This is a genomic window from Stutzerimonas azotifigens (assembly GCF_013522725.1).
Classification (GTDB): domain Bacteria; phylum Pseudomonadota; class Gammaproteobacteria; order Pseudomonadales; family Pseudomonadaceae; genus Stutzerimonas; species Stutzerimonas azotifigens_A.
This window is the reverse complement of record NZ_JAAMRF010000003.1, coordinates 468,122-481,473: the sequence shown is the minus strand read 5'-3', so window position 1 is coordinate 481,473 and position 13,352 is coordinate 468,122. Positions and strand designations below refer to the sequence as shown.

Below are 13,352 nucleotides of genomic sequence, written 5' to 3'. Positions count from 1 at the left end.
GGGCAAATCATGAGCGCGGCCTGCGGCCTATCGTCGCCCCTAAGCGGGCAGCTAGACGCCCGGGACAGGCGACTCCCGCAACGGAACGAGGCCGATTCCGATCGTGTCGGCCGGCCCCGCTGCGTGACCTGCGGAGCGGGCAGGATACGACCTGGGAGAGGCGGCTGTGATGGCTGGGCGAAGCGCCTCAGGTCCCTACTCGGCAGCGCCCGGCCCTGCACCGATGGGCTTCGTGCTTGGGGTCTTCCTGCAGCAGCTTGCGGGTGACGCCGTTGGTCCAGCCGAAGCCGTCCTGCAGGGGGTATTCGCCGCCGCCGGCGTGCTCGGTAGTGGGCCGCAGGACGTATTTTTCGACCAGCTTGCTTTCGCGCTCGAACAGCTCCGAGACGATCATCAGCCAGCGTTTCTCGATCTCGATGGCCAGGTCGTGGTGTCCGTATTGCTGCAGCCCGCGAATGCCCATCCACTGCAACGGCGCCCAGCCATTGGGGCGATCCCATTGCTCGCCGCTGCCGCTGATCTCGGTGGTGGAGAGTCCGCCAGGCGCCAGGAGTCGCTCGCGCACGATCCGCTCCACCTTCGACGCCTGCTCGGTCGTGGCGAGATGAACGAACAGCGGCACCACGGTCGCGGCGGTGAGGTTCTCGCGTTGCACGTCGCGCTGCCAGTCGTAATCGAAGTAAGCGCCCACCTCCTCGTTCCACAGGTAGCGGTCGATGCCTTCGCGGCGGCGCTCGGCCCGCTCACGAAATTGCACCGCCGATTCATCGTCGCCCTTGATCTCGCTAAGGCGTGCGATCTGCTGTTCGAGCTTGTACAGGAAGGCATTGAGGTCCACCGGCAGCAAGCGGGTGGTGCGAATGGTGGACAGGTCCGTGGGGTCGTCCAGCCAACGCGAGCTGAAGTCCCAGCCGGACTCGGCGCCGGCCCGCAGGTCGAGGTACACATGGTGCGGGGGCCGGCCGGAGCGCGCAGCGGTTTCCACGTCTTCCCAGTAGGATTCGTCGCGCGGTGTATCGCGGTCGTCCCAATAACGGTTGAGAACCACCCCGTCGGCCATGCACACGCAGCGTCGATGGCCTTCGCCCGGGCGCAGCACGTCGGCGCCGTCCATCCAGAACGCATGTTCCTTGCGCAGCTGCGGCAGGTAATCGCTGGCGCGGCGGATGCCGTGCTCCTCGAACAGATCGGTCATCAGCGCGAACACCGGTGGCTGCGAACGGCTCAGGTAATAGGAGCGGTTGCCGTTGGGCACGTGCCCGTAGGTGTCGATCAGGTAGGCGAAGTTGTCGGCCATGGCCTGCATCAGCTCGCACTGTCCGCTTTCGTCCAGGCCGAGCATGGTGAAGTACGAATCCCAGTAGTACAGCTCGGTGAAGCGCCCTCCCGGCACCACGTACTCATAGGGCAGCGGCAGCAGCGAAGAGCGCGACGGATGCTCGGTGGGCGAGCGCGTCAGTACCGGCCAGAGCCGGTCGATGTGTTCCTCCAGGCTGTTGTCCGGGTCGGCGACGAACTCGCGCGGTTCGAACTCGAACACACTGAAATGCTCGTGAACGAAGGCCGCGAGATCGAAATCCGAACGGGCGCGCTGGGAACGGTAGGCATCGAGAATCTGTTCGGGATAGCGCTTGGGCGCGCAGTCGGCGAAGGTCTTGCTGTCTTCGAAGATGCGCTTCATCTGCACTTCGACGAAGAACTCCTGGTAGCGGTCCGCCGGGCTCAGGGTGTCCGCGCCAGCGACCTGGCGCAGGGCCTTTTCGAACGGGTCGACCAGATGATTCTCGGTATTCACTGTTCGCTGTAATTCCACAGCAGACCTCCATCGACGAAAAGCGTGGTGCCGGTAATGTAGCCGGCATCGTCCGACACCTGGAGCGCCACCGCGCCGGCGACATCGCGCGGCTGGCCGAGCCGTTTGGCTGGGATGTTGCCGAGCAGGCGCCCCATCTGGCGGAGCGACTCTTCGGTGGCGTCCTGGCCGTCATCCTCGCTGCGCCCGGTGACAACGATATCCGCGCCTTCTTGCGCCAGGCGCCAGGCGCTATCGCGGCCGATGCCCTGGGTGCTGCCGGTGACCAGCGCCACTTTATTCTCGAGCCTCACGAGACTCTCCATCAACGCCTGGTTGCAGGCGGGTAAAGATCAGACGGAGGTGCATCGGTGCCGTTCCTCGGGTCGGCGCGCCGTGAGCGTTCACGGCCAGCGGCCGCAACGCTCAGCCCAGAAACGGCGGCCCTTGGGCCCGCTCATCGCGCAATGAGCCCGTATTTGCAGAATATTGCCGAATAGCCGCTCGCGGCCGATTGCCGGCACAGCGAGCGCTTTCTTTGCGAATCGACAGAGCCACAGCGATCCTTGACCGCGCGGAACCGCTCGCCCCGATGGAGGGATCAAGACGGGCGATTGGGGCCAATGATCAGGTCCCGATCACCCCACCGTCGTTCTTGGTGATCAGCACGGTGGTCGAACGCGGCCGGGTCTTGCCATCGCTGGCCGGGTAGCTCAACGCCGGGTGCTGGACGTTGATCCACATGGCCCGGTAGTCCGGACTCCAGGTGATTCCGGTGATCTCGCAACCACGCGGGCCGACGAGAAAGCGCCGCACCTCGCGGTTTTGCGGGTCGGCACAGAGCAACTGATTACAGCCCATCGCCTGCATCACCGTGTCGCGGTCCTCGTAATCGGTCTCGATCCACAGACGTCCGGCCTGGTCGAACGCCAGCCCATCGGGGGAGGAGAACAGGTCGCCGTTGATGGTACCGATCAGGTTCGCCGGCACCGCGTCGCCCGCGGCGGTTGTCGCCCCTTCCGGCTCGCCGGCGAGGAGGAAGAACTCCCAGGTGAACTCGGTGGCGGTCGGGTCGGCGCCCGCCTCGTTCCAGCGGATGATGTGCCCGTGCAGGTTGGCCGGGCGCAGGTTGGCGTCGTTGGCCGGCTGCCGGGTGCCGCGCCCGTCGTTGTTGGTCAAGGTCACGTAGACCTCGCGCGTGGTCGGGTGGACAGCGACCCACTCGGGCCGATCCATCGGCGTCGCCCCCAGCAGATCGGCCGCGGCCCTTGCGTTGAGCAGCACCTCGGCCTGGCTGGCGAAGCCGTTCACGGCGGTCAGCCCTCCTTCGCCATGCACCAGTGGCAGCCAGCGGCCGCGGCCCTCGGCGCTGAACTGGGCGACATACAGGGTGCCTTCGTCGAGCAGATCGCGGCTGGCCCTGGGATTGGCCGCGTCGAAGCGTCCACTCGGGACGAACTTGTAGATGTACTCGCCCTTGGTGTCGTCGCCCGAATAGAACGCCATGCGCCCGTCGTCGCCCAGCGAGAGTGCCGAGCACTCGCGGCAATACCGGCCGAAGGCGGTGCGCTTGACCGGCTGGCTGTCCGGATCGAACGGGTCGAGCTCGACGACCCAGCCGAAACGGTGCGGTTCGTTGACGTAACCACCGTGGGGCTGGCTGGCGTCGGGCGTGGCATCGAAGCGCGCATCGGCGGTTTCCCAGCCGTAGAGCTTGCTCATGCCCTCGTTGGCCAGCCCGTAACGCTTGTGCGAGACGCGGCGGGCGAAGTCGGCCTGATCGTGGTTGACGAAATAGTTGTGCCAGTTTTCTTCGCAGATCAGGTAGGTGCCCCAAGGCGTGAAGCCGCTGGAGCAATTGTTGAGGGTGCCCAGCACCTCCAGTCCGGACGGATCGGCGACGGTCTTCATCGCCTCGTGTCCGGCCAGCGGGCCGCTGATGCGCATCGGCGTGAAGCCCGAGATGCGGCGGTTGTAGCGCGACGGCATGACCCGCTGCCATTGCCCGTCGGCATCCTTTCTAACCTCGATGACGCTGGCGCCGTGGGCGGCCTGTTCCTTCTTCACCTCGTCGAGCGGGCGCCTGCCGTCGGCGAGGGTCATGCCGTTGGGGTGCAGCGGCGGATTGACGTACTCGTGGTTGATCACCAGCAGGCCGTGGCTGTCCGGCGCCTCGGGGAACGGGAAGAAGTGCATGCCGTCGTGGTTGTCGCCTGCCTGCTTGAGTTGCGCCTGCCAATCGTCGCTGGCGTCCGGATGCCAGGCCGGCGCATCGGACAGCACCGCATCGCCCCAGGAAAAGAACGGCCGCGCCCGATAACCCTCGGGCACCAGCACCTGGTCGAAATCCTCCGCCTGCTGCACCGCCACGCCCCGGAAACCGAGCAGCGGGCTGGCGGCCAGGCTGCGGCAGGCGGCCAGCCCGCCACCCATGAAGCCGAGCGCGGCGAGGGTCAGACTGCCCTTGAGCAGCTTGCGCCGGCCACTGTCGATCAGCTGCTCGAGGCTCGGATTGCGGCTGGGGTTGATCGCCTGGTTGTCGTGGGCGGACATGCTGGCGTGAAAGGCGTCGAAATCCTGCTTCATGTTGACTCGCGTGTAGTGAATGGACTCATGGACTGGCGGTTAGGCGCCAACCTCACTCGATGCGGTAGCGGAAGGTGTTCTTCACGCCAGCCACCGCCACGCTGCGGCCGTCGATGACCCGTGGCTGGTAGCGAAACCCCTTGGCGGCGTTGAGCGAGGGGCGCGCGAACAGCGGATGGCAGTCGCCCAGCACCTGCGGATCCTCCACCCGGCCCTGCGTGTTGACCGTGTAAATCACCGTGCATTCGCCCTCGATGCCTTTGTCCAGCGCGCGCTGCGGATAGGCTGGCGCCTGCTTGACCAGCGGCTCGTACTGACGGCTGGCGGCAGCCGCAGCCTGGCGCGCCTGTTCGGCGGCCGCCTCGGCGCGGGCCCGGGCCTCACGCTCGACCTGCAGGCGCTGCTGCTCGGCCTGGGCCAGACGCTCTTGCGCCTGACGTTCACGTTCGGCCTGCGCCTGCCGTTCACGCTCGCGCTCACGCGCCTCCTGGCGCTGCTGCTCGGCACGTTTTCGCGCCAGGGCCGCCTCTTCCAGGCGGCGCTGCTCGCGCTGCGGATCGACCTTCGGCACGGCGGGCTCCGGCGGCGCCTGCACCAGGGGCTCGGGGACAGGTTCGGCATCGGCCACCACGGGCGTCGGCGACGCTGGTATCGGCTTGGGCGCGGCCTGGGGCGACGGTTTGGGCAGGCTGACCAGTTGTGTCTTGAGCAACGGCGGCGCGGCCGGCACCGGCAATTCCCAGGATCCGCCGTGCACCAGCAGAGCAAGCAGGCCCAGGTGCAACCCGACGGTCAGGCTCAGCGCGCCGGCATGGCTGCGCCAGGACGAATCGATGTCTGGCAGCGCCACGTCGTGCAGGGACAGGCTGCTCATCTCAGGGCGCCTCGGTGATCAGGCCGAGCTGGGACACCCCGCCGCGCTGCAACGCGGCGATGCCGGCGACCACCACGCCATAGTCGGCCCCCTGGTCGGCGCGGATGTAGACCTGGGTATCGCTGCGCGCGGCGACCACCGCCGAGACCTTGGCGCTCATCTCGGCCAGGTCCACGGCGCTGTCGGTCTGCTGCTCGACGTTCAGCTCGTAGCCCAGGTTCCAGTAGTAGCTGCCGTCGGCCCTCACCGAGAGCGTGAGGACCTGCTGCCGGCTATCGGCGGGCATCGCCTCGGCGGCCACCTTGGGCAGCTCCAGCTTCACGCCCTGGGTCAGCATCGGCGCGGTGACCATGAAGATCACCAGCAGCACCAGCATCACGTCGATATAGGGCACCACGTTCATTTCGGCTTTCGGGCCGTGTTTGTGCTGGGGACGAACAAGCATGACGTTCTCCTCAAGCCGCAGCGGCGACCACCGGGACACCATGCAGACGCCGGTGCAGTCGCGCCTGCAGCTCGTTGCCGAAGCTGTAGTAGCGGGCGATCAGACGTTGGCTGCGCGCTGCGAAGCGGTTGTAGGCCATCACTGCCGGGATCGCCGCGAACAGGCCGATGGCGGTGGCGATCAGCGCCTCGGCGATGCCCGGCGCCACGGTGGAGAGGGTCGCCTGCTGCACCTGGGACAGGCCGAGGAAGGAATTCATGATCCCCCAGACGGTGCCGAACAGACCGATGTAGGGGCTCACCGAGCCCACCGTGGCGAGAAAAGGCAGGCCCGTTTCTAAACGCTCCTCCTGCTCGGCGATGGCCACGTAGAGACTGCGCTCGACACCTTCGATCACCGCCTCCGGAGCGATGCCCGGCTGATGCTGCAATTGGGAAAACTCGCCGTAACCGGCCAGGAAGATGCGCTGCAGGCCGGCATCGACATGCGCCGCCTGGCTCTCGCGGTGCAGCCGGGCGAGATCGCCGGTCTCGCGGAACTGACGCTGGAAGTCGTTGAGCAGACGCTCGCTTCGCCGCAGCACGCTGCCGCGCTGGATGATGAGGTACCAGCTGATCAGCGAGGCCATCACCAGGATGAGCATCACCGCCTGAACCACGGGGCTTGCGTCGCGAACCAGACCCCAGGCGCTCATGTGTTCGAGGCTGCTGTGCATGGTTTGTCTCCTCTGCCGCCCCGGTCGGGCGGCTGTTATTGGATTAGGTTGCAATTGCGCTTTGATGACAGCCGGCGCGGCCTAGGGCAGCTTCAGCGCCTCGGCGACCGCGCTCCAGGGCAGGTACTTGTAGTTCTGCCGGCCCTCGGGCATCCGCTTGCGCCCGTCCTGGACGACCAGCATGCCCTGGCTCCAGACGCCACCGAGGTTGGCCGAGGTGACCTCCAGCCCGTCGGTCTCGGAAACGCCATCGATGCCACGCTCGGCGTTCAGGCCGATGCGGAACGCGCCGCGCATCGCATAGGGCGCCTGCCCGTCGAGCACCACGTAGCTGTCGTTGCCCTGGCTGGAAATCACCAGGTAATCGCCAGCCTCGCCCTGGTAGAAGGCCAGCCCCTCGATGTCGGCCTGCACCTCGGCGCCAGCATCGATGACTTTTTCCAGCACCGCCGGCGCATCGCCACGGGCGTCGAGCGTCCAGACCGCAACGTCCTCCTCGCCGATGAACAGCCGCTGGTTGCGGTCGTCGGCGACGCACCCTTCGGGCTGGCTGGCGGTGGCGAATTCGCGAAGTAGCTCGGCCTCGACCTTCCCGCTGTGGCCGTCGAGGCGGTACTGCAGGAAGCGTCCGCTCTTGTCGTTGGGGATGGCGTGGATCGCCTCGTCGGCATCCTTGAACAGGCACAGCCCATAGATGTCGTCCAGCGGCGTGGGCAGCCAGCCGAGGTCGCTCAGCTCGCCGCTGCTGCGGTCGATGGCGAACAATTGCAGGCCGTTGTGATCGCGATGGCTGGCGACGGCGAGGTCCACCGTGGCCTGCCCCAGGCGAAACCCCGGACGCACGTCGACGTTGTTCAGCCGGCCCACCCGCAAATCCTGCAGCGTGCGGCCCTGCAGGTCATAGACCTGCAGCCCGCCCTGCTTGTCGGTGCCCAGCACACGACTCGCGGCAGGGTCCTGCGGATGGATCCAGATCGCCGGGTCATCGGCCGCATCGCCCAGGCTCGGCACCGGCTCGGTCTGCACCTGGGCCGGCAATACCGGCAGGGGCGCCGCGACCTGGGGAGCGTCGGGTTGCCAGTCGAGCAAGGCCCGGTGCTGGCCGTTGTCATCGCCGATCGACAGGGCCAGACCCTGCCCGGAGACGCGAGCGCTGAGCTGTTCGGGTTCGGCCAGGCCCGCCAGTTGCAGCACCGGTTCAGCCTGCCAGCGCTTGCCGTCACGGCTGTAGCGATGCAGGGCACCGGCCTGGGGGTCGAGCGCCAGCACAGCGCCCGGCACCACAGCGACACCGGCGAGGGCCTCGGCGATGTCACCGAACGGCTGCACCAGGGCGACCGGCTGGCGGACCAGATCGGCCTCCGGGTGCGCCGCATAGGCCCAGAGGCCGACTTCTTCCTCGTTCACGTAGAGCAGTTCGTCGCGGTCATCGACCTGGCAGTACTCGCTGGCCGGTGGCAGGCTCAGGCGCCGCACCCGCAGCGGCTCGCTCAATGGCTTCTGCGCCGCGGCTACCAGCCACTGCTCGCCGATGCCCTCCTCGCCGACCAGAAAGAGGAAGGCATTGTCGCCCTGGTCGCGGTACAGGCACAGCCCATCGACCTTGAAGTCCGGGCGCGGCAGATACACCGGGGTGGCCCAGCTGCGGTCGCGGGCCGAAAGCGCGAGCAGCACCGGCTGCTGGCGATCGACATCGACGGTCGCCACCAGCAGGCCGTCGGCCGCGGCGCGGTGGTCGAGCGCGCCGAAGGTGCCGGGCAACGCACTCAGGGTGACGCCGGCGGCGTCGAGCAGACGCAGGCCCTGGCGCTTGCTGCTCACCAGGCGATCGGCACCGGGCCAGAAACGGTCGTCGGCCAGCAGTTGGGCGGCCTCGACACTCATCGGCTCGGCGGTCTGCCAGGGTGCGGTCGTCAGCACGCCCGAGGCACCAGCCGGCGCGCTCAGCAGGGCGAAACTGGTCAGCAGCGCCAGAGCGAGCGGCTGGCGGGGAAAATTGATGTTCATCGAACGAAAAATCCTTTGGCGAGCGGCGCCCACGCGGTGGCAGTGGGCGCCTTCCAGAGTCAGAAATGGGTGAAGGTCAGACCGAGCCGGTAGGTCGGGCCGTACTCTTCGTATTGGGCGTTGTAGGCGCGGCGGCCGGTATAGACGTAGTAGGACTCGTCGGTGAGGTTCTGCGCCTCGAAGGTCAACTGCAGCCCGGGGGTGATGAAGTAGCCGGCGCTGAAATCGACGAACAACTGCTTGTCGGCGTGGAGGTCGTGGGCGGGATCGTCGACCGCCGCGACCTGCATCAGGTAGTCGGACTTGTAGTTGGCCGAGACGCGCAGGCTGAGCCGGTCGTTCTCCCAGCCGAGCATCAGGTTGCCGACCGTGTCGGACTGGTTCGGCAGGTCGATGCTGCGGCTCAGGCCTTGCCCGCGGACCTTGGCGTCGGAGCGGCTGAAGGTGGCGTTGGCGCCGAGCAGCAGCCCGTCCCAGGGCGCGGGCAGCCAGCTGAATTTCTGCGAATAGGCCAGTTCGATGCCGTAGAGCTTGGCCTTGTCGCCATTGGCGTAGCTCAGCGCTTCGTCGAAGCCGGCCCAGTCTCCGGTGCCGGCCAGATCGGTGTCGTAGACGAAATTCTCGATGTCCTTGTAGAACCCGAAGGCCGAGACCACGCCCGCGCGTCCCATGTAGTGCTCGATACCCAGATCGAAGTTCATCGATTCCAGCGGCTTGAGGTTCGGGTTGCCGAACTCGGCGTCGTTGCCGTCGATCACGAAGCCCGGCGCCAGCTGGCCGAACGTCGGCCGCACCACGGTATTGGTCCAGGCCACACGGATCTGGGTATCGGGGTCCAGCTGATAACGCGCATGCAGGCCCGGCAGCCAATGGTCGTAGCGCTTGCTGCTCTGGGTCGCTTCGAAGGCGCCGTCACGGATGCCGGTGCCCTTGGCTTCAAAACGGGTGCCCTCGTAGCGCAGGCCCGCGATCAGCCGCCAGTCATCGATGTCCACCGTGTTCATCAGGTAGGCGGCATCGATGTCTTCGCTCATCTTGAAGTCGTTCCAGCGCGACTCTTCGGCGTCGTAGAAGGCGTCGCGGTCGAGCCCGCCGATCAGGCGTTCGATGGCGCTTGCGCTCAGCCCCGGCCCGAAACGGCCCAGCGCGTAATCCACCTGGCCGCTTTGGTAGTCGTCCATGCCGATGTTGTTGAAGTTGTCGTAGACCCAGACTTCGGTGTCGTTGTCCTTGTCACGGCGGCTGAGCTTGCCGCCGAACTTGAGCTGCGAAGCGTAGTCGGCGAGCAGGTAGTCGCGGGCCAGGTCGAGCTTGATGTTCTTCTCGGTGTCGGTGGCGTCGCTCTTCTCCCACTCGACCTTGTCGAGGGTGAAGCTCGCCGGATCGTAGAACGACGGGTCGACCACCAGCCGCGGCTTGCGGGTCCCGCTGTAGCCGGCGTCGGTGAAGTCGCCGACGAATTCGGCGCCCGCGATGCCACCGGGATTGCGCTCGCTCGAACGGCTGTAGCCGACCTGGCCGTTGAGCGTCCACAGTCCCATCTGCCGCTCGCCACCGAACACGTAGGACTTGATTTCTTGGGTATCTTCGCGCGACTTCAGCTCGCGCCAGCCCTCGGCATCGCCGAGCTCGCCGGGCAACTGCGCGTCGTCGAACTCCACCCCGGCGGCGTTGCGGGTCTCGGTGTCCTTGAAGCGGCTGTAGAGGGTCCGCAGGTAATAGCTGGACAAGTCATCGGGCTTGTAATCGAAGTTCAGCCCGAAACCGGTGCGCTCACGAGTGATGCGGTAGTCGCGCTGCTCGACCTCCTCGAGGCGGGCGCCGTTCTCGAAGTCCCAGGCCCCACCGGTCTCGACGTTGTCGGAGCCGAAGTCGCGCTTCTGCCAGCTCAGCGCGGCGGCCACGCCGAAGTTGTCCACGCCGTCGCCCAGACTGAAACGCTCGCTGATGGCGCCAGAGAACTTCGGGCTGGTCTGGTCGGTGTTGTCGTCGTAGCTGCCCTCGCCGCTTAAGGTGTAGAACAGCCCGTCATGGTCGAAAGCCGAGAGGCTCTGCACCTCGACGGTGCCGCCGAGGGAGTTGGCGTCCATGTCCGGGGTCAGGGTCTTGACCACCGACAGCGACTGCACCAGCTCGGCGGGCAGCACGTCCAGCGCCACCGCGCGACGGCCGCTCTCCGGCGCGGGCACCAGGGTGCCGTTGATGGTCACGCTGTTGAGGTCCGGGCCGATCCCGCGCACGCTGACGAAGCGGCCCTCACCCTGGTCTCGCTCGACCGAGAGCCCCGGGATACGCTGCAACGCCTCGGCAGCGTTGTCATCGGGTAGTTGGCCGATGGCGTCGGCGTGCACCACGCTCTTGACGCTGTCGGAGCTGCGCTGGTCCTTGAGCGCAGCGTCGATGCTCGCGGCCTGGCCGACCACGTCCACATGCTCGACCTCGTCGGCAGCCCAGCCGCTGTTGATCGACGTGGCGACCGCCACGGCCAGAATGCTGATCCTGAAACCCGCCTTGCGCTGAACCTTCATGGCCATAGCCTCCCTTGCGTCCCCCGGCACGGCGCCGGCAATGGAGGCGAACGGTAGGAATGCCTGATGACACTTCGGTGACGGTCACCGGCCGCGAGTGCCGATCCGGCCGTTTAAACGCGCACGCAGCGGCCCTTTTGAGCCGAAACGACCTGTTACAGCGCTCAGTTCGGCGTTATCCGCCCCGCTCGACAGCTATTGCCGCAACGCATCGGCGCGCTTGCAGCGCATCGCGTGCCGGCGACGATAAAAAAGCACTGGGCCGAATCGACCCCCGAGCTGTCACCGAAGCGTCATCGCCCTGTGCTTCCGTGACGGCTGGCGCACGCGCGCCCACTGGAGAGCCGATGAAATCCTTCCTGAAACTGCATTCTTTGACGCTGATCGGACTGACCGCGGTGGCCAACCTCGGCATCCAGATCTACCTCGCCGTCGGAGACATCAAAACCTGGGCCGAGATCGACTGGATGGACGTCGCCGGCGAGGGTGGATCGGCGATGCTCGCATTGCTGTGGCTGACGATGCTGCTGCACAGTCGCCCGGCCGGACGTGTCACCCGGCTGCTCGCCCTGGGGCTGTGCTGCATCTTTCTGTCCTGGTGGATGGATACGCTGGACGAATTCATCCGCCTGCCCGAGTCGGTCGCCTGGGCCAACTGGCTGGAAACCGCGCCGATGCCGATCGGCCTGTTGCTGCTCACCGCCGGCATCTTTCATTGGCACCGGGAACAACAGGCGATCAACCTGCAGATGAGCAAGCGCGAACGGCTGTTCCGCGAGCATCGTCTGTTCGACAAGCTGACGCCGCTGGGCGCGGCCGAGTACCTGCGCCAGCAGGTGCAGCTGGCCTTGCAGCAGGCCAGCCAGAGGCAGCAGCCGCTGTCGCTGGTGGCCGTCGACCTCGACGACTTCAGCGCGATCAACCACCGCTTCGGCCATGCCGAAGGTGACGAGGTGCTGCAGGCCACCGCCCAGCTGCTGTTGCTCAACCTGCGCCAGCAGGATCTGCTCTGTCGGCTGGCGGGTGATCGCTTCGTCGCCCTGCTGCCAGCGACCGGCGAAAGCCAGGCGCGGCAGATCGCCGAGGAACTCAAGCAGGCGGTCGCGAGCCTGGCTCATCGCAGCCGTCAGCATGGCGAGCGGCTCCAGCTGACCGCCAGCGTCGCGACGGTGATGGCCTTCGACGAAACCCCCGAGCGCCTGCTCGAACGGCTGAACCTGGGCGTCGCCCGGGCCAAGCAGGGGCTGGCCCGCTGTGCCTGAGGTGTCGATTGCCGCCGGCTATGACTGCGACAGCCGCTTCATCGCTGCGCACTATCAGCCCGCCACGCTGATCGACCTGGCGTTGTCACGCGGGATCGACAGCCATAGCCTGCTGCGCGGTTGCGAGCTGTTTTACGAAGACATCGCCCGTGGCCAGGCGCGGATCAGCCCCCGTCAGTTCCTCACGCTGATCGGCAATGCCGAACGCCTGCTCGGCGCCGCCGACAGCAGCTTCCTGTTCGGCCAGCGCCTGCTGCCGGGACACTATGGCGAAGCCAGCCATGCGCTGCTGCATGCGCTCGACCTGCAGCAGGCACTGGACCACCTGTGCCGCTTTCGCGCGGTGCTCAGCCCGCTGCTGAGGCCGTACCTGCTCTGCGACGATCAACAGGTGCACCTCTACTGGCTGGACAGTTGCGGCAACGGCACCCAACAGCGCTTCGTGCTGGAGGCGGGGATGACCGCCGTGGTGTCGATGGCGCGCCGGCTTTCGGGGGAACCCCTGCCGTGGCGCTTCCACCTCGCCCATCCGCAGCCGCGCGAGGTGGAGCAATACTGGGTTCATCTAGGCGAACAGCTGAGGTTCGACCAGCCGCTCAACAGGATGAGCCTGCCTCGCGAATACCTGCATCGTCGCTGGCCCCATGCGTCGAGCACCGCCGGCGGGGTCGCCCAACAGGGCGGGCAGGCCCAGCTCGAGGCGCTGGGCTGGGCGGCGAGCTTTCTCGATCAGCTCCACGACCATCTGCGCGAACACATCCGCACACCACTGAATCTGGAACGCGTGGCGCTCGCCTTCGGCATTAGCCCCTCGTCGTTCAAACGCCGGCTGCAAAAGCACGGTACCCACTTCCAGGAACAGCTGGACCTCGTGCGCAAGCACGTGGCGATTCATCTCTACCAGACCAAGGGCTACACCAACGAGGAAGTGGCTGCCTACCTGCGCTTCAACGACACCACAAATTTCCGGCGCTCGTTCAAGCGCTGGACCGGGCTGGTGCCGAGCAGCTTGAGGCAGCTGCTCTAGTCGAAAAGCTTAAGCTCGAAGGACTAATCCTTTTGAATTTCCAGACCGCAGAAAAAGAAAAACCCCGCCGAAGCGGGGCTTTGCAGACTGTATCCTGACATTCCTTAGTCTTGCGC

At 66.5% G+C, this 13,352-nt stretch carries 10 protein-coding genes; 2 read left to right on the top strand and 8 right to left on the bottom strand.

What is annotated here, in order from left to right; genetic code table 11:
* Positions 1-187: 187 nt before the first annotated feature.
* The 8 genes from treF to G7026_RS08065 all read right to left on the bottom strand — a co-directional run bounded on the left by treF (position 188) and on the right by G7026_RS08065 (position 10,947).
* A complete protein-coding gene (gene treF, locus G7026_RS08100; protein ID WP_181070356.1) occupies positions 188-1,777 on the bottom strand; it encodes an alpha,alpha-trehalase TreF in 1,590 nt (529 codons plus the stop codon).
* Between the two features lie 14 nt (positions 1,778-1,791).
* Positions 1,792-2,106, bottom strand: coding sequence for an SDR family oxidoreductase (locus G7026_RS08095; protein ID WP_181070237.1), 315 nt, complete (start codon positions 2,104-2,106; stop codon positions 1,792-1,794).
* 313 nt (positions 2,107-2,419) lie between these two features.
* The gene (locus G7026_RS08090) at positions 2,420-4,378 is read right to left on the bottom strand and encodes a PhoX family protein (protein WP_181070236.1); all 1,959 of its coding nucleotides are present in this window, start codon (positions 4,376-4,378) and stop codon (positions 2,420-2,422) included.
* A gap of 52 nt (positions 4,379-4,430) precedes the next feature.
* Positions 4,431-5,252 carry an energy transducer TonB gene (locus tag G7026_RS08085; protein WP_181070235.1) on the bottom strand — a complete coding sequence of 274 codons (822 nt, stop codon included), beginning with the start codon at positions 5,250-5,252 and terminating at the stop codon, positions 4,431-4,433.
* Position 5,253: 1 nt separating this feature from the next.
* The gene (gene tolR, locus G7026_RS08080) at positions 5,254-5,697 is read right to left on the bottom strand and encodes a protein TolR (RefSeq protein WP_181070234.1); all 444 of its coding nucleotides are present in this window, start codon (positions 5,695-5,697) and stop codon (positions 5,254-5,256) included.
* Positions 5,698-5,707: 10 nt separating this feature from the next.
* Entirely contained in the window at positions 5,708-6,412 is a 705-nt protein-coding gene (gene tolQ / locus G7026_RS08075) for a protein TolQ (protein WP_181070233.1), read from the bottom strand.
* 81 nt (positions 6,413-6,493) lie between these two features.
* A complete protein-coding gene (locus G7026_RS08070) occupies positions 6,494-8,419 on the bottom strand; it encodes a phytase (RefSeq protein ID WP_181070232.1) in 1,926 nt (641 codons plus the stop codon).
* A gap of 59 nt (positions 8,420-8,478) precedes the next feature.
* Entirely contained in the window at positions 8,479-10,947 is a 2,469-nt protein-coding gene (locus G7026_RS08065) for a TonB-dependent receptor (RefSeq protein ID WP_181070231.1), read from the bottom strand.
* 347 nt (positions 10,948-11,294) lie between these two features.
* Here G7026_RS08065 and G7026_RS08060 point away from each other — a divergent pair, with 347 nt between their 5' ends.
* A complete protein-coding gene (locus tag G7026_RS08060) occupies positions 11,295-12,209 on the top strand; it encodes a GGDEF domain-containing protein (RefSeq protein WP_181070230.1) in 915 nt (304 codons plus the stop codon).
* Positions 12,210-12,216: 7 nt separating this feature from the next.
* Positions 12,217-13,236: an AraC family transcriptional regulator gene (locus G7026_RS08055; protein ID WP_181070355.1), complete on the top strand. Its 1,020-nt coding sequence runs from the start codon at positions 12,217-12,219 to the stop codon at positions 13,234-13,236.
* Positions 13,237-13,352: the final 116 nt, after the last annotated feature.